General features: G+C 62.4%; 21 protein-coding genes and 1 pseudogene. 15 read left to right on the top strand and 7 right to left on the bottom strand.

The features are described from left to right. Window positions 1-160: 160 nt before the first annotated feature. The 3 genes from AC0L3L_RS28330 to polA all read right to left on the bottom strand — a co-directional run bounded on the left by AC0L3L_RS28330 (window position 161) and on the right by polA (window position 3750). Window positions 161-439 (bottom strand): type II toxin-antitoxin system RelE/ParE family toxin, encoded by a 279-nt coding sequence (locus AC0L3L_RS28330; RefSeq protein WP_473640266.1) that lies wholly within the window; start codon window positions 437-439, stop codon window positions 161-163. After that, complete coding sequence (locus AC0L3L_RS28325) at window positions 436-684, bottom strand: hypothetical protein (protein ID WP_292540564.1); 249 nt, start codon at window positions 682-684, stop codon at window positions 436-438. The genes AC0L3L_RS28330 and AC0L3L_RS28325 overlap by 4 nt, the downstream gene beginning before the upstream one ends. Before the next feature lie 99 nt (window positions 685-783). After that, window positions 784-3750, bottom strand: coding sequence for a DNA polymerase I (gene polA / locus AC0L3L_RS28320; protein ID WP_473640264.1), 2967 nt, complete (start codon window positions 3748-3750; stop codon window positions 784-786). Window positions 3751-4155: 405 nt separating this feature from the next. Between polA and AC0L3L_RS28315 the strand changes: the two genes are divergently transcribed. From AC0L3L_RS28315 to AC0L3L_RS28280, 8 genes are all read left to right on the top strand, one after another. Continuing rightward, a complete protein-coding gene (locus AC0L3L_RS28315) occupies window positions 4156-5541 on the top strand; it encodes a M20/M25/M40 family metallo-hydrolase (protein WP_473640262.1) in 1386 nt (461 codons plus the stop codon). 196 nt (window positions 5542-5737) lie between these two features. Continuing rightward, window positions 5738-6358: a ribonuclease D gene (locus AC0L3L_RS28310; RefSeq protein WP_095496889.1), complete on the top strand. Its 621-nt coding sequence runs from the start codon at window positions 5738-5740 to the stop codon at window positions 6356-6358. Between the two features lie 51 nt (window positions 6359-6409). Further along, window positions 6410-6658, top strand: coding sequence for a hypothetical protein (locus tag AC0L3L_RS28305; RefSeq protein ID WP_473527330.1), 249 nt, complete (start codon window positions 6410-6412; stop codon window positions 6656-6658). Between the two features lie 105 nt (window positions 6659-6763). Next, window positions 6764-7018, top strand: coding sequence for a GlsB/YeaQ/YmgE family stress response membrane protein (locus AC0L3L_RS28300; RefSeq protein WP_123151714.1), 255 nt, complete (start codon window positions 6764-6766; stop codon window positions 7016-7018). Between the two features lie 26 nt (window positions 7019-7044). Then, the gene (locus tag AC0L3L_RS28295) at window positions 7045-7191 is read left to right on the top strand and encodes a hypothetical protein (RefSeq protein ID WP_473487872.1); all 147 of its coding nucleotides are present in this window, start codon (window positions 7045-7047) and stop codon (window positions 7189-7191) included. Window positions 7192-7396: 205 nt separating this feature from the next. Then, window positions 7397-7786: a hypothetical protein gene (locus AC0L3L_RS28290; protein ID WP_473640260.1), complete on the top strand. Its 390-nt coding sequence runs from the start codon at window positions 7397-7399 to the stop codon at window positions 7784-7786. 450 nt (window positions 7787-8236) lie between these two features. Further along, window positions 8237-10492: a transglycosylase domain-containing protein gene (locus AC0L3L_RS28285; protein ID WP_473640259.1), complete on the top strand. Its 2256-nt coding sequence runs from the start codon at window positions 8237-8239 to the stop codon at window positions 10490-10492. A gap of 157 nt (window positions 10493-10649) precedes the next feature. Next, complete coding sequence (locus AC0L3L_RS28280) at window positions 10650-11402, top strand: SDR family NAD(P)-dependent oxidoreductase (protein ID WP_027153080.1); 753 nt, start codon at window positions 10650-10652, stop codon at window positions 11400-11402. A gap of 25 nt (window positions 11403-11427) precedes the next feature. On the opposite strand, the pseudogene AC0L3L_RS28275 reads toward AC0L3L_RS28280, so the two are convergent. Beyond that, a pseudogene (locus tag AC0L3L_RS28275) lies at window positions 11428-11640 on the bottom strand (NAD-binding protein); the annotation flags it as partial. An 87-nt stretch (window positions 11641-11727) separates the two neighbouring features. Beyond that, complete coding sequence (locus AC0L3L_RS28270; protein WP_292403369.1) at window positions 11728-12177, bottom strand: baeRF12 domain-containing protein; 450 nt, start codon at window positions 12175-12177, stop codon at window positions 11728-11730. 393 nt (window positions 12178-12570) lie between these two features. Between AC0L3L_RS28270 and cysG the strand changes: the two genes are divergently transcribed. The 6 genes from cysG (at window position 12571) to AC0L3L_RS28240 (ending at window position 18103) form a co-directional block, all read left to right on the top strand. Beyond that, window positions 12571-14022 carry a siroheme synthase CysG gene (cysG, locus tag AC0L3L_RS28265; RefSeq protein WP_473640257.1) on the top strand — a complete coding sequence of 484 codons (1452 nt, stop codon included), beginning with the start codon at window positions 12571-12573 and terminating at the stop codon, window positions 14020-14022. Continuing rightward, a complete protein-coding gene (locus tag AC0L3L_RS28260) occupies window positions 14019-14324 on the top strand; it encodes a DUF2849 domain-containing protein (protein WP_473487876.1) in 306 nt (101 codons plus the stop codon). Before cysG ends, AC0L3L_RS28260 begins: the two co-directional genes overlap by 4 nt. 46 nt (window positions 14325-14370) lie before the next feature. Continuing rightward, window positions 14371-16041 (top strand): nitrite/sulfite reductase, encoded by a 1671-nt coding sequence (locus tag AC0L3L_RS28255; RefSeq protein WP_473640255.1) that lies wholly within the window; start codon window positions 14371-14373, stop codon window positions 16039-16041. Beyond that, entirely contained in the window at window positions 16016-16780 is a 765-nt protein-coding gene (locus AC0L3L_RS28250) for a phosphoadenylyl-sulfate reductase (RefSeq protein WP_473487878.1), read from the top strand. The genes AC0L3L_RS28255 and AC0L3L_RS28250 overlap by 26 nt, the downstream gene beginning before the upstream one ends. Window positions 16781-16808: 28 nt before the next feature. Beyond that, complete coding sequence (locus tag AC0L3L_RS28245; RefSeq protein ID WP_473487879.1) at window positions 16809-17345, top strand: DUF934 domain-containing protein; 537 nt, start codon at window positions 16809-16811, stop codon at window positions 17343-17345. A gap of 137 nt (window positions 17346-17482) precedes the next feature. After that, complete coding sequence (locus tag AC0L3L_RS28240) at window positions 17483-18103, top strand: DJ-1/PfpI family protein (RefSeq protein ID WP_473640254.1); 621 nt, start codon at window positions 17483-17485, stop codon at window positions 18101-18103. 44 nt (window positions 18104-18147) lie between these two features. Here the strand turns inward: AC0L3L_RS28240 and AC0L3L_RS28235 are convergent, their stop codons facing one another. Continuing rightward, window positions 18148-19170 carry a fatty acid desaturase gene (locus AC0L3L_RS28235; RefSeq protein ID WP_123151723.1) on the bottom strand — a complete coding sequence of 341 codons (1023 nt, stop codon included), beginning with the start codon at window positions 19168-19170 and terminating at the stop codon, window positions 18148-18150. A 149-nt stretch (window positions 19171-19319) separates the two neighbouring features. Next, a complete protein-coding gene (locus AC0L3L_RS28230; RefSeq protein ID WP_244603111.1) occupies window positions 19320-19556 on the bottom strand; it encodes a hypothetical protein in 237 nt (78 codons plus the stop codon). 238 nt (window positions 19557-19794) lie between these two features. Here AC0L3L_RS28230 and grpE point away from each other — a divergent pair, with 238 nt between their 5' ends. Further along, on the top strand, window positions 19795-20430 hold the full coding sequence (gene grpE, locus AC0L3L_RS28225; protein ID WP_473640253.1) for a nucleotide exchange factor GrpE: 636 nt from the start codon (window positions 19795-19797) through the stop codon (window positions 20428-20430). Window positions 20431-20496 lie beyond the last annotated feature (66 nt).

Raw genomic sequence — 20496 nt, 5'->3', positions numbered from 1 at the left:
GCGCCCATTTGCCAGCCCCGTCTTTCCGGCCCTGATCGCAACCGCCGTCAGCGAAATCGACGTTCTTCACAGCCGACGCTTTAAGCCAGGGCAAGTAAGCGCATCGGACCTCGAAGCCTCGCTGGGTGCCAATGACGGCACTAGGAAACGGGGACGGCACCTAGGAAACGGGCCTTCTTGAGGTATGCCGGATGTGCAGGATCTCGATTGCATCGGCACGGGCGCGGTAGAAAACCTTGTAGGGATAGTGACCTATGAAGAGAACGCGAACGTCAGGAATGTCGGTCGCGTGGCCACTCTCCGGAAATTCGGCAAGTCGCAAAATCCCAGCCTGGATCCGGGAAATGACTGAATAGGCGCCCTGAGGTGACCGCTCTTCGAGGTAATTGAAAATCGCTTCCCGTTCGGCAAAGGCTTGCCGCGTGAATCGGACCTTCATAGCCTGCGGCGAATGTCGGCAGCGCGAACCGTATCCTCATCTACGAAAGTGCCGTGATCGGCCTCTGCGAGTCCTGCTGTCACGGCGCGCCGCTCTGTTTCCGACGTGGCATACAGACCCGTTCGGCGCGCCTCGATGACGCGGGCATAGTCGGCCAGCTCCTCCTGGTCCTCGCGAGGCCAAGCTGCCGCGTGCTTTACCAGATTCTCGAGTGTCTTGGTGATCATGGGGGCAATATAGCACACGGCTGCTTGTCGTGAACCTTGAACCGAAAAATGGCACACTGAGGGAAGGGAGTCACCAGATACTGCCTTCCTAAACGGGAAGTCGATAGCGGCCCCGAACTAATGCGCCTCTTCCCAATTGTCGGCGGCGCGGGCGTCGACGTGCAGCGGCACCGACATCGACACCGCTGGCATCGCGGCGTTCTCCATCACATGGCGCACGACGGGGATCGTCGCCTCGACCTCCGCATCGGCCGTCTCGAAGACCAGTTCGTCATGCACTTGCAGCAGCATGCGGGCGGAAAGCTTCGCTTTTTCCAGCGCATCGTCCATGCGTATCATGGCACGGCGGATGATGTCGGCCGCGGTGCCCTGCAGCCGGGCATTGATCGAGGCGCGCTCGTTGAAGGCACGGACTGAAGGGTTCGACGACCGTATCTCCGGATAGTGGATGCGGCGGCCGAAGATCGTTTCGACATAGCCGTATTCGCGGGCATAGGCCTTGGTCGCGTCGATATAGTCGCGGATGCCCGGGAAGCGTTCGAAATATTTCTTGATATAGGCGCCGGCCTCTTCGCGCGGGATCGACAGTTGATTGGCCAGGCCAAAGGCGGAAATGCCGTAGATGATGCCAAAATTGATCGCCTTGGCGCGGCGGCGTATCTCCGAGGGCATGCCTTCGACCGGCACGTTGAACATCTCCGACGCAGTGATGGCGTGGATGTCAGCGCCGTCGGCAAACGCCTGCTTGAGCTGCGGGATCTCAGCGACATGGGCGAGCACGCGTAGCTCGATCTGGCTGTAGTCGGCGGAAACCAGCTTGTTGCCCTTGTCGGCGATGAAGGCCGTCCTGATCTTCCGCCCCTCGATGGTGCGTACCGGAATGTTCTGCAGGTTGGGATCGGAGGACGACAGCCGTCCCGTCGTCGTCGCGGCAAGGGCATAGGAGGTGTGGACGCGCTTCGTATCGGGATGGACGAAACCGGGCAGTGCATCCGTATAGGTCGATTTCAATTTGGTCAGCTGGCGCCAGTCGACGATCTTGCGCGGCAGTTCGTGGCCTTCTGCGGCGAGGTCTTCCAGGAGCTGCGCCGAGGTCGACCACTGGCCGGTCTTGGTTTTGGAGCCGCCGGGCAGGCCCATCCTGCCGAACAAGATGTCGCCGAGCTGTTTTGGCGAGCCGATATTGATGCGCTCGCCGACGAGCTGATAGATTTCGTCCTCCAGCCGCGCGGCGCCCTGTGCCAGTTCGCCGGAAAGCCGCGACAGGATCTGCCGGTCGACGGAGATGCCGCGCTGCTCCATCCTTGCCAGAACCGGCACCAGCGGCCGTTCCAGCCGCTCGTAGACCGCGACCAGGCCCTTGGCGGCAAGCCGTGGCTTCAGCACCCGCCAGAGCCTGAGCGTCACATCGGCGTGCTCCGCGGCATAGGCTGTGGCCTTGTCGATATCGACCTGGTCGAAGCCGACGAAGTTTCTTCCAGAGCCAGCGAGCTCCTTGAGGGCAATGGTCGAGTGGCCGAGCCATTTTTCCGACAGAGCCGCCATGCTGTGGCCGCCGGACGTGCCTGCGTCGAGCACGTAGGAAATCAGCATGGTGTCGTCGAAGGGGGCGACATCGATGCCGTGGCGGCTCATGACGACGAGGTCGTATTTCAGCTCCTGAACGATCTTGAGAACCGACTTGTCCTCCAGCAACGGCTTCAGAATGCCAAGCGCCTCACGGATCGGGATCTGGTTTTCGACCATTCCGCCGCCGAGCAGGTCGCCGTTGCCGCTTTTATGAGCGAGCGGCACATAGGCGGCGCGACCGGGCGCGGTGGCAATGGACAGGCCGATCAGCTCGGCCCGCATCGGATCGGCTGAATTGGTCTCGGTGTCGAAGGCGACGATGCCGGTCTCCATCGCCTCGGCCACCCATGCCTTCAGCACTGCTGTGTCGCGGATGCAGACGTAGGCGCTTGTGTCGATCTTGCTGGCAGTGGCGTCCTCGAAGCGGAGCGCCGAGAGAAGCGAAGGGGTGTCGCCTTCCTTGGGTTCCACCTTGACGGTGGCCGGCACCGCTTCCCCTGCCTCGTCTGTCACTGCGCCAGCCGCCCTTTCGGCGGCTACTGGCAAGCCAAACCCGACATCGGGACCATGCGCGGTATCGGCGCGTTCGATAATGACGGGAACGGGTTTGACATCAGCCGCTTCCGTTCCGGTCGCTTCCGCCACCCGGCGGGTCAGCGAGGAGAATTCCATCGTCTTGAGGAAGCCGATCAGCTTTGGTCCGTCGGGCGGATGCAATACGAAATCGTCGAGTCCGCTGATCCCCGGCACGTCGTTCTTCAGCGTCACCAGTTCACGCGAAATGCGCGCCTTGTCGGCGTTGGCAATGATCGATTCGCGCCGTTTGTCCTGCTTGATTTCGGCGGCCCGGGCGAGCAGCGTGTCGAGATCGCCGAACTGTTCCAGCAATTGCGCCGCGGTCTTCGGCCCGATGCCGGGCACGCCCGGCACATTGTCGACCGAATCGCCGGTCAGCGCCTGCAGGTCGATCATTTTTTCCGGCGGTACGCCCCATTTCTCGATCACCTCGGGAACGCCGATCTGGCGGTCCTTCATCGGGTCGTACATGGCGACCGAAGGGCCGACCAGTTGCATCAGATCCTTGTCGGAGGAAATGATGGTGGTGTCGCCGCCGGCTTCGCAGGCAAGCCGGCAATAGGTGGCGATCAGGTCGTCGGCCTCATAGCCTTCTGTCTCGAGGCAGGGCAGGTTGAAGGCCCTGGTCGCCTGGCGGATCAGGCCGAACTGCGGGATCAGATCTTCCGGCGGTGCCGAGCGGTTGGCCTTGTATTCGGGGTAGAGGTCGTTGCGGAAGGTTTTCGACGAATAGTCGAAGATGACGGCGAAATGCGTCGGCACGATGCCGACATCGGTGTTGCGGGCGTCCTGCGTCAGCTTCCATACCATGTTGCAGAAGCCGAGCACGGCACTGGTCGGCAGCCCGTCGGATTTGCGGGTCAGCGGCGGTAGCGCGTGATAGGCACGGAAGATGTAGCCGGAGCCGTCGACAAGGAAGAGATGATCGCCTTTTTTCATGGGACGAAGGGATAGCGCGGCGCGGCGTCGTGGTCCATGCCAAAGGCGGCCTCAACCACCGGTTCCGGCAACATCCCTGACAAGTCGATCCGATCACGGGTATGTTACGAAAGTGTAATCTTCGTGCCCTTGAATCGCCACGTTCGGAGACACAGATAAACGCCATCGGCATTTTTCGCCGAAGTCCGGAGCAAGGCCCGTCCCCCGCCTATCCCGGACACTTGCGGCAGCCTACCCCCCCCTCTCCGGGCTGCCGCATCGTTTCGAGTAAAGGCCGCCGTGGTTCCCCCTCCACCACGGCGGCATTTTTTTGCTCTTTGAAGCCCGTGGTCCAACGACCGCCGGCTTTTCGTTTCTGCCTCGCAGCTTTAGGGTTGCCGCTCAGAATCGAAAGGCCTGATAAAAATGTCCAGAATTTCTCCCGTCCTCGACCGCCTTGACAACAACCTCGACGAGAGCCTGGAGCGCCTGTTCGGCCTGCTCAGGATCAAGTCGATCTCGACCGATCCGACCTATGCCGCAGACTGCCGCAAGGCGGCGGAATGGCTGGTGGCGGAGCTCAAACTGATCGGCTTCGACGCCGGCGTGCGTGACACGCCAGGCCATCCGATGGTGGTGGCGCACCATGACGGGCCGGCGGGCGCACCGCATGTCCTGTTCTATGGCCATTACGACGTGCAGCCGGTCGACCCGATCGAGCTTTGGGAAAGCGATCCGTTCGCGCCTTCGGTGAAGGAGATCGAGCCCGGCCATCAGGTGATCACGGGACGTGGTTCGGCCGACGACAAGGGGCAGCTGATGACCTTCGTCGAGGCTTGCCGCGCCTGGAAGCAAGTGCATGGCGGGCTGCCGTGCCGCATCACAATCCTGTTCGAAGGCGAGGAGGAGTCCGGCTCGCCATCGCTGAAGCCGTTCCTCGAGGCAAATGCGGCCGAACTCAAGGCCGACTTTGCGCTTGTCTGCGACACCGGCATGTGGGACCGCGATACGCCGTCCATCTGCGTCGCGCTGCGCGGGCTGGTCGGCGAGGAGATCACGGTGAAGGCCGCCGACCGCGACTTGCATTCCGGTCTCTATGGCGGTGCTGCCGCCAATCCAATCCGCATCCTGGCCGGGATACTGGCCGACATCCACGACCAGAACGGTCGCGTCACCATTCCCGGTTTCTATGACGGCGTCGAGGAGACGCCTTCGCAGATCCTGAAGTCATGGGAGGCGCTCGGCGAAACCGCCGAGACGTTCCTCGGACCTGTCGGCCTGTCGATCCCGTCCGGCGAAAAGGGCCGCTCGGTGCTCGAACTCACGTGGGCGCGGCCGACGGCCGAGTTCAACGGCATTACCGGCGGCTATACCGGCAAGGGGTTCAAGACGGTGATCGCGGCGGAAGCCTCGGCAAAAGTGTCCTTCCGCCTCGTCCACAAGCAGAATCCCCAGAAGATCCGAGACGCTTTCCAGGCCTTCGTCAGGGAGCGCATCCCGGCCGACTGCTCAGTCGATTTCCACCCGCATGGCGGCTCGCCGGCGATCCAGCTTTCCTACGACTCGCCGTTTCTCGCCAAGGCCAAGGACGCGCTGTCCGACGAATGGCCGAAGCCGGCGGTGACGACGGGAAGCGGCGGCTCGATCCCGGTGGTCGGCGATTTCCAGACCTATCTCGGCATCGAATCCTTGCTGGTCGGTTTCGGGCTCGACGATGACCGCATCCATTCGCCGAACGAGAAATACGAGATGAGTTCCTTCCACAAGGGACAACGCTCCTGGGCGCGCATTCTCGATGCGCTGACACGCTGACAGGGCAAGAATTCAACTTTCTGTTGATTTTTCATCGGATCGCGGCAAGGACGGGCTAAGCCGCGTCGCGTTTGACCGGCCTGATGCGACGCGCTTTAGGTTGTTGTCTTATGCATGTCGTTATCGCAAAACCGCTGCACACTTTTGCGCGACATGCATTAGAGCGACGTGCGTCCAGTCGCGACCGGAGAAGACGATGAGCGATATCCGCTTCCATAAGAACGACCTACCGGGGCTCTTGCACTACGACGTCGGGGCGGTCGCCATCGACACGGAGACGCTGGGACTCAATCCGCATCGCGACCGGCTTTGCGTGGTGCAGATCTCGCCGGGCGACGGTTCCGCCGACGTCATCCAGATCGCGCCCGGCCAGAAGAAGGCGCCAAACCTCGTCAGCCTGCTCAAGAACCGCAGCATAACCAAGCTGTTCCATTTCGGCCGTTTCGATCTCGCCGTGCTCTACAACGCCTTCGGCGTCATGCCGGAGCCGGTGTTCTGCACCAAGATCGCCTCGCGGCTTACCCGAACCTACACCGACCGGCACGGGCTGAAGGACATCTGCTTTGAGCTTCTCGGCGTCAGCCTTTCGAAGGCGCAGCAATCGTCGGACTGGGCGGCGGAAACGCTGTCGCCCGAACAACTCGAATACGCCGCCTCAGACGTGCTCTATCTGCACCAGCTGCGCGATGTTCTGACAGCGCGGCTGGCGCGCGACAACCGGAGCAAGGAGGCCGAGGCCTGCTTCCGCTTCCTGCCGACGCGTGCGAAACTCGACCTGATGGGCTGGGATGAGGCAGACATCTTCGCCCACAGCTAAGGTGGAACCAGGTGTTCACCGCGATGTTCTGTCGGTCATGGAGTGGATGAAATGGCTGCCAGAAAACCAATCGACACAGCGCCCAAGGATGGCTCCAAGGTCACCGTCTACTGGAAGGACAGCGACGGCGTGATAAACGAATCCATCGCGCAGTACCGGTCGCTAGAGAGGCTGAAAGCGGCCGGCGGCGACTGGGACGAGAACGACACCGGCTGGTGGGCCTATACCGACGGTCATACGCAAAGGAAGATCGAACCGATCAGCTGGCGGCCTGCATCCGGGGATGACGACGACGAATGACGCCGCTGGCGGCGCCGGCTCCTTTCCAATAGTTTGGACCTGTTGCAATCGGAGGTCGATTCGGAGCTTTCTGCTCCACGGCCGTTCGCTCAGGAGGGATATGCAATGGGTACTGAGAGCCTGCTTGTCTTCATCATCATCGGCGCCATTGCCGGTTGGCTCGCCGGCCTGATGGTCAAGGGGTTCGGCCTCGGCCTTGTCGGCAATATCGCTGTCGGCATTGTCGGTGCCTTCATCGCCGGCTGGCTCTTCCCAACGCTGGGGTTCGCCATAGGCGGTGGCATATTTGCCTCCATCGTCCACGCCACGATCGGCGCGGTCATCCTGCTCGTGCTGATCAAGCTGGTGAAGCAGGCCTGATCCTCGAAGCACATCAAGGGCGCGCCATGAAACAGAACATGCTCTATCTCATCATCGGCGCGCTCGTCGTGGTGGTCATCGCGCTCGGCGTCTATGTCTATCGCGAGCAAACCAGGCCGAAGGGCGTGGAACTCAAGATCGACGAAAAAGGCATTTCGATCCAGCAGAACTGAGCGCGCCGGGTTGGCGCGGCAAAGGTGCCGACGATCTATCCCATCAGGCCGAAAATCGACGATAAGGCAGGGGCCGCTCCATCCTTCGATGCACCCGGAGAGAAGCCAAGCTGGATATGGAATGAGAGTGACGTATCGATACATTCGCGGTATGATCTTGGTACAGGGAGTTTGGGGCCAACCCACCTACTATTAGGAGGTTGCCATGAGGCACCAAACACTGGACCAACTGCATACGGTGGCAAAGGTACACAGAGACCCAACACCTCCTGCAATGGACCGAACCCAGCGTCTCGAACGTTGGTCAAAACTTCTTGAACGGCAGCCCAACCGACTCCTCACCGCACTTATCGGGACCGAATATCGTTCGTCACCCGAGCGCGAAATTATGCGTGGCGAAGGCTCGCCAATATCGCTTGCCTTCGAGGATTCGATCCTGCGCGATGAGGGGCTGAAAGACGATACTTATGGCGAAGCAAAGCGTTTCTTCGAATTGACCGACAATGAGCTCCACGAAATTGTCTGCTACTGCCATGTGGGCGAGACGATGCAATCATCCTGGGCAGCGCTTTCCGTTCGTGCTGCGATTGGCTAACGCATGATCCCCAGGGCGCGTAACTTTGGTGACAAGGTCATGCGTAGATTCAATGGTTTAGAGCGCGATCGAACGCACTTTACCGATCGCGCTCTAATGACGAGCATAGATTGCGGCTACCTTGCCATGGGCGGTCCGCGCCGAACGACTGCGGCTGGGCAGTTGATGCCGAAATGCGAGACCGCTCCGCCGTCTCGCGATAGACGCCATTGTTGCCGACCGCCAGGAGCAAGGAACGGAGCGGTGACGTGCCGTAACGCATTGAATTAACTTTGAACCATTTAACCCGCCCTTAAATCGCCGCATCTACTCTTCACCCCGAACGCCATGGAGCGACGTGCGTCCGTTCGGACGCACAGAGTGCGCTCTACGACTTTGAAGCTTCGCATAGGCCCGAAAATTGCGATTTTCGGGCCGATGCGATAGGCATCGGGACAGACAGCACAGCGCATGGCGAACCGCAGAGACAGCCGCATCGAACCGAGCTTCGAGGGACCGCCACGGGCGAAATCCTCGGCCGGTTTTTCGGTGAGCGAGGAGGATCGCGTCGTGCCGAGCAACCGCAAGAGCTCTGCAAAGCGCCAATCGGCCAAGACAAAATCGTCGCGTCGAGGACGCGGCAAAAGCCGGCGCGGCCTGTTCGGCGTGCTCGGCCGGTTGGCCTACTGGTGCTTCGTTCTGGCCATCTGGGGCGGCATCGCCACCGCCGGCATTGTTGTCTATTACGGTGCGAAAATGCCGGCGGCCACCACCTGGGCCATTCCCGACCGCGCACCCAATATCAGGATCGTCTCCGTCGACGGAAAGCTGCTTGCCAATCGCGGCATGAGCGGCGGCGAAGCCGTCGGCCTGCATGAAATGTCGGCCTATATTCCCGAGGCCGTCATCGCCATCGAAGATCGCCGCTTCTATTCGCATTTGGGCATCGACCCGATCGGTCTGTCCAGAGCCATGGTGGCCAACGTTCTCGGCGGGCGTTTTTCGCAGGGCGGCTCGACGCTGACGCAGCAATTGGCGAAAAACCTGTTCCTGACGCCCGATCGCACGCTGGAACGCAAGGTGCAGGAAGTGCTTCTGGCGCTGTGGCTCGAGCACAAGCACACCAAGGACCAGATCCTCGAAATGTACCTCAACCGGGTCTATTTCGGCTCCGGCGCCTATGGTGTCGAAGCGGCCTCGCGCCGCTATTTCGGCAAGAGCGCGCGCGATGTCACGCTGCCCGAAGCCGCACTCCTCGCTGGCCTGTTGAAGGCGCCCTCGCGACTGTCTCCGGCGCGTGACCCGAAGGCGGCCGAGCAGCGCGCGCAGCTCGTTCTCGCCGCCATGCGCGACGAAGGCAAGATCAGCGCCAAGGAACTGACCACGGCGATGACCGCGCCGGCGTCGCGGGTGGCATCCTACTGGACGGGCTCGGAAAACTATGTCGCCGACACCATCGTGGAAGAACTGCCCGACCTGATCGGCGACGTGCGCGGCGACATCATCGTCGACACCACCGTCGACCTCACGCTGCAGAAGCTCGCCGAACAATCGATCCGCCGACTGATCGACGGGAGCGGCAAAAAGCTCAATGCCAGCCAGGGCGTGCTGGTGTCGATAGACAATTCCGGCGCGGTACGTGCCATGGTCGGCGGCTATGATTATTCGACCAGCCAGTTCGACCGCGCCTCGGAGGCGCGCCGCCAGCCGGGCTCGGCGTTTAAGCCGTTTGTTTACATGGCGGCGCTGGAGGCCGGCCGTACGCCCGACAGCGTGCGCAATGACGCGCCGATCAGAATAGGCAAATGGACGCCAACCAACTACGGCGGCAAGTATTTCGGCAAGGTGGCGCTGGCGACGGCGCTGGCGAAATCGCTGAACTCGGTGGCCGCCCAGCTGACGATGGAAGTCGGACCTGACGCCGTCGTCGAGGCGGCGCATCGCATGGGCATCCAGTCCGACCTCACGGCCAACACCTCGATCGCGCTCGGCACCTCTGAAGTAACGCCGCTTGAATTGACGTCGGCCTATGTCCCCTTTGCCAATGGCGGCCACCGGCCGGACGTCCATTTTATCCGCCGCGTGACGACAGCCGGCGGCAAGGTGCTCTACGACAACAATGGCGGCGGCGCCCCGCGCGTCGTCAAGCCCGAGATCGTCGGTATGATGAACTCGATGATGACCGGCACTGTCGAAATCGGCACTGCCAGGAAGGCGGCCTTTGCCTGGCCGGCCGCCGGCAAGACCGGCACCAGCCAGAATTCGCGCGACGCCTGGTTCATCGGCTATACCGCCAATCTCACCACCGGCGTCTGGTTCGGCAATGACGATGGCAGTCCGATGAAGAAGGTCACCGGCGGCGCGCTGCCGGCGCAGGCCTGGCATGAATTCATGGTCGCCGCGCATGAAGGCGTGCCGGTGCGGCCGCTGCCTGGAACATGGAGGTCGACGCCTGCGGATACGATCGTGCAGGACGAAATGCCGTCCAACACGCCGCAACCGGCGCCGGTGCCGTCCGCTTCGGTCAGCCAATCCGCGCCGTCCGCCCAAAAAGCGTCATCGCCTCGCGCTGTGCGTCCAGCCGAAACGGTCGATGGCGGCGGCTTCGGCATGCCGGGCGGTGACAGCAACACCGCATCGATCAAGCGCCCGGTGCCGCCCGGTGATGTCGGCGGCCCGGTCAAGAAGCGGCAGACCTCGATCCTCGACATCCTCACCGGCGGCTGACCCCCTCGTCATCGCTGCCGTGTTCCGCTACATCTCCGGGCTACACATCGGCCCGAAAATCGAAATCGATTTTCGGAAAGCACGATGCATGGTTTAAAAGTGCTAGAGCGTACTTTGTGCGTCCAAAGGGACGCACGTCGCCCTAGAGAGATCGCGAATGGCCGAGACCGACACCAGGAAGACCATCGTGCTGACCGGCGCCAGCCGCGGCATCGGCCATGCCACGGTCAAGCGCTTTTCGCGCGAAGGCTGGCGCGTTATCACCTGCTCGCGCCAGGCCTTTGCCGAGGACTGCCCGTGGCCGGCCGGTCCGGAAGACCACATCAAGGTCGATCTGGCCGACCAGGAGGATGTCGGCATCGCGATCTCGGAAATCCGCCATCGGCTGGAAGCGCATGGCGGCCAGCTTCATGCGCTGGTCAACAACGCCGGCATCTCGCCGAAGCTCAAGGATGGCAACAGCCGCATGAATTCGATCGACACGCCGATGCATGTCTGGCGCGACGTGTTCCAGGTCAATTTCTTCGCACCGATCATGCTGGCGCGGGGATTGTTTAGGGAATTGGCGTCGGCCAAAGGCTCGATCGTCAACGTCACCTCGATCGCCGGCACCCGGGTGCACCCCTTCGCCGGCACCGCCTATGCGACGTCGAAGGCCGCGCTCGGCTCGCTGACGCGCGAAATGGCGCATGATTTCGGCCCGCACGGCATCCGCGTCAACGCCATCGCACCCGGCGAGATCGACACGGCGATCCTGTCACCCGGCACGGAAAAGATCGTCGAGACGATTCCGCTGCGGCGGCTGGGAACCACGGCCGAAGTCGCCGACATCATCTTCTTCCTGTGCTCGCAGCAGGCCTCCTATGTGACGGGCTCGGAAATCCACATCAATGGCGGCCAGCACGTGTGAGCGGTGTTTCGCTCCACGGAAGGAGCTACGCCGTCGGCTTCTCGGCCGCCTTTACCGGCAACGCCGGTGCCGCCGCATGTCCGATTACCACTTCCACGATCCCCCGCGCGATCTCGCGCTCGCCCATGATGACTGTGTCGGCTCCGAGCCCCTTGAGATGCTCGACCTCGGCATCGGAATGGGCGCGGGCAATGACGTTGATCTTCGGGCTGGCGGCGCGGGCGCGCAGCACGATCTGACGACAGGGGTGACAGAAGGCGAGCCGCCTCGGGGCTGGCAATGGTTGCTGCAAAAAAGAAACGGCTTGCGCGCCTGATGCCTGCGATCAGGCCGCCTGCAGCAGGTTCTCGATGTCGATGATGGTGTGGTTGGTCAGTGTCTTCGGAATTTCCACTGTGATCTTCTCGGCAACTTCCTTGTGCAGTTTTCGGCGCATGTCGCCCAGCACCTGCGGCGGTGCGATCAGCACCATCTCCTTGAAGGCGCCGCGGTGCGCGAGCTTGTACAGCCGCTCGGCAATTTCGTCGGCGAAACGCTCCTTGCCGAGACGGTGCCAGTCAGTGTCCTCGACTGCGCTGCGGTGGACGGAAGGGCCGTCGCTGTAGCGGCCGGGGCGGTCCGAACCTTGCTCTCGCGTCGCCGGATTTGCCTGTTCCATCTCCTGCACGACCTGAAGGTCGGGATATTGGGTGTCGCCACGGTTCTCGAGGAACAGCGCCTTCTCGCCGTCGGCCACCACGATCCACAGTCCGCGTTTTAGCTTGAGATTGTTCACGGAGCGCTCCTTTTTCCTGTTTTTCATGGTTTTCTAGGCCCGTCTCTGGAGCCATTGCCGCAGCTGAACAGCCAGGCTCGGATTCGCAGGGCAAACGCGCGCCGAGGCAGGAATGTTCCGGTGTTCAGCGCATCGCAGCTTTAGTCTACTAGATTGGTAGAATTTAGAAAAAAGTGTTTTGTAATATATCTCGCTTGTCGCTAGAACTGCCGCAGATCAAGGCTCGCTACAGCGGCTTGGATCCGCTCCACTCGTGGGTGTGGAATTTTTTTCTCCTGCCTTTGGTGCTTGCGGAAAAGCGATTGCTTCGCACGAAGCGATGCGCGAGTGCTTTCCTTCTGCTTTTCCGCTCCCGCGCGTAGAACTGACAGCGTATTCAGGATTCCACTCGCCATGCCGCAGGCCATACCCAAGCTCAACGCCTTCCCCGTTTTCATGCGGCTCGAGGGCGAAGCCGTGGCCATCGTCGGCGGCGGCGAGGAGGCTCTGGCCAAGGCGCGGCTGATCGGCCAGTCGAGCGCCGTGCTACGCATCATAGCCGATGCCCCCGAGGCCGAGTTGCTGGCCTTCATCGCCGCGAATGGCACCACCCACATCGCTGCCGCATATGATGCCGCGCATCTCGAAGGCGCGGTGATGGTGTTTGCCGCCAGCGGCAATGAGGCGCTCGACCGGCGCGTTGCCGAAGATGCGCGCCGGCTGGGCATTCCGGTCAATGCCGTCGATCGGCCGGAGCTGTGCGATTTCTTCACCCCGGCGCTGGTCAACCGCGCGCCGGTCGCCATTGCCATCGGCACGGAAGGGGCGGGCCCGGTGCTTGCCCAGATGCTGCGCAGCCGCATCGACCGCATGCTGTCGCCGTCGCTCGGGCCGCTTGCTTCGCTTGCTGCCTCGTTGCGCGGCACCGCTGAGAGATTGCTGCCGAAAGGCAATGCCCGCCGCCGCTTCTGGAGCGACTTTTTCGGCGGCGCGCCGGCTCGCGCCATGGACGCCGGCCAGCTTTCGCAGGCGCATGACGCCGCCGTCGACCTGTTGCTTTCGAACGTGCCGGCATCGGGTCACATTGCCCTGGTTGGCGCGGGTCCAGGCGCCGAAGACCTGCTGACGCTGCGCGCCCACCGCCTGCTGATGGAAGCCGATGTCATCGTCCATGATGCGCTGGTGCCGGAGGCGATCGTCGCCATGGGCCGTCGCGACGCCGAGCGTCTGCCGGTGGGCAAACGCAAGGGCTGCCATACCAAGAGCCAGGCCGAAATCAACGCGCTGCTGATCGAACTCGGCCGCGACGGCAAGCGCGTCGTGCGGCTGAAATCCGGTGATCCGCTGGTGTTCGGGCGGGCGGGCGAGGAAATGGCAGCGCTGCGCGATGCCGGCATCGCCTATGAGGTGGTTCCGGGCGTCACCGCGGCCTTCGCCGCCGCCGCTGATTTCGAGCTGCCGCTGACGCTGCGCGGCGTGTCGTCGTCGATGGTGTTCACCACTGGCCACGATCTGAAGGGAAATTCGCTGCCCGACTGGGCCAAGCTCGCCATTTCCGGCGCCACGGTCGCCGTCTATATGGGCCGCTCGGTCGCGGCCGAAGTTGCCGGGCGGCTGATCGAGGCGGGCCTGTCGCCGGATACGGCGGTCGCCGTGGTCGAGAATGCCAGCCTTGCCAACCGCCGCCGTTTCCACGGCACGCTCGCCGATCTGCCGTCGCTGGAGGCGCGTGCCGACCTTACCGGCCCGGTCATGACGATCATCGGCGATGCAGTCGCCGGCGCCAATTTTGAACGTTCCGAGCCGCTCGCGGCACACAGGCATGAAGGCGCCGTCCGAACAGCCGCCGAAGGAGCTGAACGATGAAAGTTCTGACCGCAAACCGCCTCGCCGATGGCGAAGCCGTCTGGTACGCCAATGGCGGCTGGGCCGAGACCATCGACAATGCCGACGTCGCCCATGACAAGGCGGCTGAAGACCGGCTGGAGGCGATCGGCGCCACGGCCTATGCCAACAATGAGGTGGTCGACGTCAATCTGATCGACGTGACCGTCGCCAATGGTGTGGTCGAGGCGGCCCGGCTGCGTGAAAAGATCCGCGCCGCCGGCCCGACCAACCGCAACGATCTGGGCAAGCAGGCCCGCCCGGAAGCCGCTCGGGCGGCGTAAACGCCCACATTGATGAAACGGGCGGACGCGCCCGGAAAGACCAGACATGTACCGTTACGATGAGTTCGATCACGATTTCGTCCAGGCCCGCGTCGCCGAGTTCAGCGATCAGGTCACGCGGCGGCTTGCCGGCGAGATCACCGAGGATCAGTTCCGGCCGCTGAGGCTGATGAACGGCGTCTACCTGCAGTTGCACGCCTACATGCTGCGCATCGCGGTGCCTTACGGCACGCTGAACAGCAAGCAGCTGCGTATGCTCGGCCACATCGCACGCAAATATGACAAGGGCTACGGCCACTTCACGACGCGCCAGAACATCCAGTTCAACTGGCCGGCGCTGTCGGACATTCCGGCGATCCTGGCCGATCTGGCGAGTGTAGAAATGCACGCCATCCAGACCAGCGGCAACTGCATCCGCAACGTCACCGCCGACCACTTTGCCGGTGCCGCCGCCGACGAGGTGGCCGATCCGCGTCCCTATGCGGAAATCCTGCGCCAGTGGTCGTCCGTGCATCCGGAATTCTCGTTCCTGCCGAGAAAATTCAAGATCGCGGTGACCGGCGCCGAGCGCGACCGCGCCGCCATCCAGACGCATGACATCGGCCTGCATTTGAAGAAGAACGCTGCCGGCGAACTCGGTTTCGCCGTCTATGTCGGCGGCGGTCAGGGCCGTACGCCGATGATCGCCAAGAAGATCCGCGACTTCCTGCCCGAGGCCGACCTTCTGTCCTACTGCACGGCGATCCTGCGCGTTTACAACCTCTACGGCCGCCGCGACAACAAATACAAGGCGCGCATCAAGATCCTCGTCCACGAGACCGGCGTCGAGGAGATCACCCGCCAGGTCGAGGCCGAATGGCAGGAGCTGAAGGATGCGGATCTAAAGCTGCCGGAAGCCGATATCCGCGCCATCGATGCCTATTTCGCGCCGCCGGCGCTGGCCGACCGGCCGGAAGGCGACGAGGCGGTCAAGCTCGCCCGCCTCGATTCGAAGAGCTTTTCGGAATGGCTCGACCAGAACGTGGTGACCCACCGCCATCCCGATCATGCCGCCGTGACGATCTCGCTCAAGGGCATCGGCGAAGCGCCGGGCGACGCCTCCGACAGCCAGATGGAAGCGGTCGCCGACCTTGCCGAAAAATATGCTTTCGACGAGCTGCGCGTCAGCCATGAGCAGAACCTGATCCTGCCGCATGTCGCGCGTGCCGACCTCAAGGCGGTCTATGACGCGCTGGTCGACATCGGACTGGCGACCGCCAATTCCAACCTGATATCAGACATCATCTCGTGCCCGGGCCTCGACTATTGCGCGCTGGCCACGGCGCGCTCGATTCCGGTGGCGCAGGAAATCTCGCTTCGTTTCGCTTCGCTCGAGCGGCAGCGCGAGATCGGCGAATTGAAGCTGAAGATTTCCGGCTGCATCAACGCCTGCGGCCATCACCATGTCGGCCATATCGGCATCCTCGGGGTCGAAAAGAAAGGCGCCGAACTCTATCAGGTCACACTCGGCGGCTCGGCCGACGAGAACACCTCGGTCGGCGAGATCATCGGCCGCGGCTTCAGTTCGGCAGAGATCACCGACGCCATCGAACAGATCGTCGAGACCTATCTCGGGCTTCGACTGGACAGAAACGAAAAATTCATCGACGCCTACCGCCGTGTCGGTCCCGCGCCGTTCAAGGAGGCGCTCTATGCTGGCGAAGCCAAGGCCGCTTGATCGTATCGTCGACGTCGAGGCCGGTATCGCCGCCGAAGCGGCGGGGCTCGATGCGCTCTATGGTCATCTGAAGCCGCTGGAGATCATCGAGCGCTCGGCCCAGGAATTCTTTCGCAGTGAAATCGCCGCGGTTTCGTCCTTCGGCGCGGATTCGGCAGTGCTGCTGCACATGATCGCCAAGATCGACCGGACGCTGCCGGTGATCTTCCTCGACACCGGCAAGCACTTCGAGGAGACGCTCGGCTATCGCGACGCGCTGGTTGCCGATTTCGGGCTGACCGACATAAGGGTGATCACGCCCGAAGAAGCGGCACTCGAACGGATCGATCCGACCGGCAATCTGAACGAGACCGACACCGACGCCTGCTGCGGTGTTCGCAAGGTTGAGCCATTGGCGCGCGGCGTCGAGCCGTTCCGCGCCTGGTTCACCGGCCGCAAACGTTTTCAGGCGACGACGCGGGCGTCCCTTCCGGTGTTCGAGGCGGTCGGCTCGCGCATCCGCATCAATCCGCTGGCGCATTGGACGACCGCCGACCAGGCCAACTATATGCGCGCGCATGCGCTGCGTGAGAATCCGCTGGTCGCCTATGGCTATCTGTCGATAGGCTGCTTCCCGTGCACGCAGCCGGTGCAGCCGGGCGATGACGCGCGCAGCGGCCGCTGGGCAGGGCACGCCAAGACCGAGTGCGGCATCCATTTGTCGGGGCTGGAGAAGTCGCTGACCGACGCATCGCTTTAGGATCTTTTTTGAGCTTTAGGAATTTTCGATGACCGAACTGACGCCAGAGACTGTTACCCGCCTCTGGACCCCGACTGGTTTTAGCGAGGACGAGTGGAGCCATGCCGAGAGTGCCGACGCACTCTCCGGCAATGGCCGCTTCATCCTGCCGCTGCAGGCATTTCTCGACCTCGATCCGGCGGTGCGCCGGTCGGCGAAGGAGCGCCTCGGCGTGCTGCTTCAGCCCGGCGATCAGCTCGAAAAGATCGCGGACCTGCTCGACCAGATATCGCTGGTGGCGCTGGCCTTCCCGGCTTTCAGTGACGGCCGGTCCTTCTCCAAGGGCGAACTGCTGCGCAGCCGCTACCGTTTCGAGGGCGCGGTCCGCGCCACGGGACAGGTTCTGGTCGACCAGCTTCCGCATATGCTGCGCCTCGGCTTCGACGAGTTCGAAGTATCAAATCCAGTGTTGCTGAAACGGCTCGAGGAAGGCCGCACCGGCGGTCTGCCTCTCTCCTACCAGCCGGCCGTGAAGCCGGAGGCCAAAGGCCCCAAATATTCCTGGCGGCGGGTGCGCGCCGGCTGATCTTCCCCACGGAGCAGGTCGCATCTGGTCGGACCACTTTGCACATTTAATCTTTTGTTTTCGGCGTCCGCACCTTAAGATAGGGCCTATTATTTCGCGATCCGAAATAAATATCGCCACCAAGGGAGGAACCGGGAATGGCTGGTAAGAAGATATTGATGCTCGTTGGCGAGTTCAGCGAGGAATACGAGATTTTCGTCTTTGAACAGGCCATGCATGCGGTCGGCCACACGGTCCATGTCGTGTGTCCCGACAAGAAGGCGGGCGATATCCTGAAGACGTCGCTTCACGACTTCGAGGGTCACCAGACCTATACGGAAAAGCTCGGCCACGACTACATCCTCAACAAGAGCTTTGCCGAGGTGAATCCGGCCGAATACGACGCCGTCTATGCGGCAGGCGGGCGCGGCCCGGAATATATCCGTATCGACAAGCGCGTGCAGGCGCTGGTGCGGCATTTCCATGAGACCGGCAAGCCGATCTTCACCATCTGCCATGGCGCGCAGATCCTGATGGCAGTCGACGGCGTGCTGCGCGGCAGGGAAGTCGCGGCGCTGCAGTATTGCGAGCCGGAAGTCACGCTCGCCGGCGGCACCTACATCGATGTCGCGCCGACCGGCGCCCATGTCGACGGCAATCTGGTATCGGCCAAGGGTTGGCCGGGCCTCGCCGCCTTCATGCGCGAATGCCTGAAGGTGCTCGGCACCGAGATCCGCCAGGGCGAGATCCTGATGCGCGACGAACGCAAGGCGGCTTGAGCCAGATCTTGGAAAACCGCCGCACCTGTGGTGCGGCGGTGCGTTTACGCAGTCATCCGCGCTTCGCGAAACGACACCAGCTTGCTGCGGCTCTCATCCCACAGAGCCAGCTTGACGCAGCGCAGGCTGTCGAGAAGCGTGACGCGGCCGATTTCGCGCAGTTCCGGATAGTCCCTCAGGACTTCCTGCAGACGATAGCACGGCACCTTGGCGGAGAGGTGGTGCACGTGATGGACGCCGATATTGCCGGTGAACCAGTTCAGTACCGGCGGCAGGTCATAATAGGACGAGCCGTGCAGGGCCGCATGCTGGAACTCCCATTCGGAGTCCTTTGCCCACTCGGTCTCTTCGAACTGGTGCTGGACATAGAACAGCCAGATGCCGGCGGAACCGGCCAGAACGACGATGGGCAAATGGACAACCAGGAACGCTTCGAGGCCGACGAACCAGACGAGGGCAGCGGCGGCGACCGCAATGGCCACATTGGTGGCCATTGACGACACCCAGGGCGTGAGGCCGCCTCGCATCATGCCGACCGGCAGTCTCTGCTCAAAGATGAAAAGCCAAATGGGGCCGAGGCCGAACATGACGAGCGGATGGCGATAGAGACGATAGGCAAGGCGGCCCCGCCAGGACATTTGCCGATATTCGGCGACAGTCAGCGTCGTGATGTCGCCCGTGCCGCGTTCATCGAGGTTGCCGGCGCTTGCGTGATGGGTAGCGTGGGCACGCCGCCAGCAATCGTAAGGGGTCAAGGTCAGGATGCCCAGCCCGCGGCCGATCCAGTCGTCGGCGGTGCGGTTGGCGAAGAAAGAACCGTGGCCGCAATCGTGCTGGATCATGAAGATCCGCACCAGAAAGCCGGCGGCCGGAAGGATCAGGATCAGACCCCACCAATGACCATGGGCATAGGCAGCCGAGGACAGTGCCCACAGCGTGGCAAAGGGGATGAGGGTGATGGCAAGTTCGACGGCGCTGCGCCGCCTGTCAGGTTTCTTGTAACGCGCCAGGATTTTCAACCAGGCGCGTTTGCTGTTCGCTACAGCTTCGGGGGAAATCATGTTCATCAGGAAGCATAGACGGACCATTCCGTCGCCGCAAGGCAGGGATCACGCGAAGTTACTGCGCGTAATTGTCGCGCGATGCTCTAGGTGCTGCAATGTCGAAGGGCATGCTTGGACTCCGGCGGCACGCAACGACAGGCGAATGTGTTGGTCTATCGCCGTCTGCCACCGGCGGCTACGCTGCTTTCGATGCCGTCCAGGCGGTCAAGCAATTCCTTGAAACGATCGGGAATGTCGTTCTCCGTCCGGAACGCCGGCAACGCGCGCAGAAAGTGCATCGTTGCCTCGGTGCCGAACTGGCGCCTGATGCCGGCCGCGAGCCTTTCACGTCTTTCGTCATTGTTGCGGGCGCCATTCTTATTACAGTCGCCATCGTTGCGGGTCATCATCTCAAAATCCTGTGTCGGCTTCGAAACTCTTCCAGCAGACGAATGGTTCCCCCATCGCAGCATCTTGGCAAGCAAAGCCGGCGCTTACAGTAAAATTTGAATTAATATCGAAAGGTCTTCATGGTGCGTCGTCGAAGCGCGAGCGGCCGCTCCAGTATCGCTTGCCCCTTGATTTTTGGCCGCCAAACCTCGATATCGGGCACAAAATCCACATCATTCGAAAAGACGGGAAACGGCGATGAGCGACCAGGCAAAAGACGAACGCGCGCCCGAGGATATCGAAGCGGCTGAGGCCGCCGCCGAGCGCTCGGAAGACAGCGTCGACGGCGACTATGAGGCGCTTGTGCGGCTGTTGAAGGAAAACGACGAGCTGAAGGACCGCGCACTCCGTGTCGCGGCCGAGATGGAGAATCTGCGCCGCCGTACCGCCCGTGACGTGCACGACGCGCGTGCCTATGCGGTTGCCAATTTCGCCCGTGACATGCTGTCGGTATCGGACAATCTGCGCCGCGCGCTGGATGCGATCCCGGCTGAAACCAAGGCGTCGGGCGATGCCGGCTTCAAGGCGCTGATCGAGGGCGTCGAGATCACCGAGCGCGCCATGCTATCGGCGCTGGAGCGGCACGGGGTGAAGAAGCTCGAGCCGGAAGGCGAGAAATTCGACCCGAATTTCCACCAGGCGATGTTCGAGGTGCCCAATCCGGAGGTGTCGGCCAACACCGTGGTCCAGGTCGTGCAGCCAGGCTATTCGATCGGCGAGCGGGTGTTGCGGCCGGCCATGGTCGGCGTTGCCAAAGGCGGTCCCAAGCATGTGGCTGGTGAAGCGCCGGTCGAGCCAGGGCCGGTGAATGAGCAAGCTGAGAAGGATGCGTAAGTTAGGGGAGTAGGGGGAATAGGGCAGTACGGGAGTAGGGAATAACGCCACCTACGATAAAGTAGA

The sequence above is a fragment of the Mesorhizobium sp. WSM4849 genome, assembly GCF_055811385.1.
This window is presented reverse-complemented; position numbering and strand designations above follow the sequence as displayed.

Coding starts and splice junctions, on each gene's coding strand:
- AC0L3L_RS28250 (WP_473487878.1), top strand. CDS start 16,016: ATGCTGGCGAAGCCAAGGCCGCTTGATCGTATCGTCGACGTCGAGGCC.
- AC0L3L_RS28240 (WP_473640254.1), top strand. CDS start 17,483: ATGGCTGGTAAGAAGATATTGATGCTCGTTGGCGAGTTCAGCGAGGAA.
- cysG (WP_473640257.1), top strand. CDS start 12,571: ATGCCGCAGGCCATACCCAAGCTCAACGCCTTCCCCGTTTTCATGCGG.
- polA (WP_473640264.1), bottom strand. CDS start 3,750: ATGAAAAAAGGCGATCATCTCTTCCTTGTCGACGGCTCCGGCTACATC.
- AC0L3L_RS28260 (WP_473487876.1), top strand. CDS start 14,019: ATGAAAGTTCTGACCGCAAACCGCCTCGCCGATGGCGAAGCCGTCTGG.
- AC0L3L_RS28255 (WP_473640255.1), top strand. CDS start 14,371: ATGTACCGTTACGATGAGTTCGATCACGATTTCGTCCAGGCCCGCGTC.
- AC0L3L_RS28315 (WP_473640262.1), top strand. CDS start 4,156: ATGTCCAGAATTTCTCCCGTCCTCGACCGCCTTGACAACAACCTCGAC.
- AC0L3L_RS28235 (WP_123151723.1), bottom strand. CDS start 19,170: ATGAACATGATTTCCCCCGAAGCTGTAGCGAACAGCAAACGCGCCTGG.
- AC0L3L_RS28285 (WP_473640259.1), top strand. CDS start 8,237: ATGGCGAACCGCAGAGACAGCCGCATCGAACCGAGCTTCGAGGGACCG.
- AC0L3L_RS28310 (WP_095496889.1), top strand. CDS start 5,738: ATGAGCGATATCCGCTTCCATAAGAACGACCTACCGGGGCTCTTGCAC.
- AC0L3L_RS28245 (WP_473487879.1), top strand. CDS start 16,809: ATGACCGAACTGACGCCAGAGACTGTTACCCGCCTCTGGACCCCGACT.
- grpE (WP_473640253.1), top strand. CDS start 19,795: ATGAGCGACCAGGCAAAAGACGAACGCGCGCCCGAGGATATCGAAGCG.
- AC0L3L_RS28295 (WP_473487872.1), top strand. CDS start 7,045: ATGAAACAGAACATGCTCTATCTCATCATCGGCGCGCTCGTCGTGGTG.
- AC0L3L_RS28280 (WP_027153080.1), top strand. CDS start 10,650: ATGGCCGAGACCGACACCAGGAAGACCATCGTGCTGACCGGCGCCAGC.
- AC0L3L_RS28305 (WP_473527330.1), top strand. CDS start 6,410: ATGGCTGCCAGAAAACCAATCGACACAGCGCCCAAGGATGGCTCCAAG.
- AC0L3L_RS28290 (WP_473640260.1), top strand. CDS start 7,397: ATGAGGCACCAAACACTGGACCAACTGCATACGGTGGCAAAGGTACAC.
- AC0L3L_RS28300 (WP_123151714.1), top strand. CDS start 6,764: ATGGGTACTGAGAGCCTGCTTGTCTTCATCATCATCGGCGCCATTGCC.
- AC0L3L_RS28330 (WP_473640266.1), bottom strand. CDS start 439: ATGAAGGTCCGATTCACGCGGCAAGCCTTTGCCGAACGGGAAGCGATT.
- AC0L3L_RS28230 (WP_244603111.1), bottom strand. CDS start 19,556: ATGATGACCCGCAACGATGGCGACTGTAATAAGAATGGCGCCCGCAAC.